Origin of the sequence: Methylomonas rivi (genome assembly GCF_024505165.1) — a bacterium.
Classification (GTDB): Bacteria; Pseudomonadota; Gammaproteobacteria; order Methylococcales; family Methylomonadaceae; genus Methylomonas; species Methylomonas rivi.
The window spans coordinates 1-792 of the sequence record NZ_JANIBK010000351.1; the positions used below are offsets into that span (position 1 = coordinate 1).

Below are 792 nucleotides of genomic sequence, written 5' to 3' on the forward strand. Positions count from 1 at the left end.
GGCCTGCACAGCCTGGGCCCGGCCTATTTCGCCGCCGTCGACGGTCACCGCGCTGTTGAGCGCCATATTTTGCGGCTTGAAAGGCGCCACCCGCACGCCCTGGCGTTGATAATGCCGACAGAGGGCGGTCACCAGCGTGCTTTTGCCGGCGTCGGAGGTAGTGCCTTGCACCATCAGCGCGGGCGGTATCATCCGCCCCAGCCGTTTTCCGACACCATGGCGGACAAAGGTTGCGGGCTAATCCAGTTTTCCAGTTCCAGCATGGGCTTGGGGTAAAACTCGTCCACATGACCCAGGCATAAAATGGCAATCGGCCGGCTGCCGGCCGGCATGTTCAACAGCCCGGCCAAAGCCTCCGGATCGAACAGCGACACCCAGCCCATGCCCAAGCCTTCGGCGCGCGCCGCCAACCACAGGTTTTGAATCGCGCAGGCGGCCGAGGCCAAATCCATTTCCGGCAAGGTACGGCGGCCGAACAGATGTTTTTCGCGCTGGTCGGGCAGCGCCACCACCAACAGCTCGCCGCACTCGCGGATGCCTTCCACTTTCAAACGCATAAACTCATCCTGGCGTTGCCGCAAGGCCGCGGCGGTCAGTTGCCGCTCATTGTCCACCAGCTGATGGATCCGGGTTCGCAATTGGCGGTCGGTGATGCGGATAAACCGCCAAGGTTGCATCAGGCCCACGCTGCCTGCCTGATGCGCGGCCCGCAGAATCCGCATCAGCAGTTCGGGCGCCACCGGGTCGGGCAGAAAGTGCCGCATGTCGCGGCGTTCGGCGATGGCGCGATAC

The 792-nt window shown here is 63.8% G+C and carries 2 protein-coding genes; both read right to left on the reverse strand.

Annotated features, from left to right (window positions below):
- The coding region (locus NP596_RS21675) for a nucleotide-binding protein (RefSeq protein ID WP_443192639.1) at nucleotides 1-192 on the reverse strand (192 nt) is incomplete at its 3' end.
- Nucleotides 189-792: 5,6-dimethylbenzimidazole synthase (gene bluB / locus NP596_RS21680; RefSeq protein ID WP_256617450.1), on the reverse strand; the 604-nt coding region annotated here is incomplete at its 5' end. The genes NP596_RS21675 and bluB, both read right to left, overlap by 4 nt.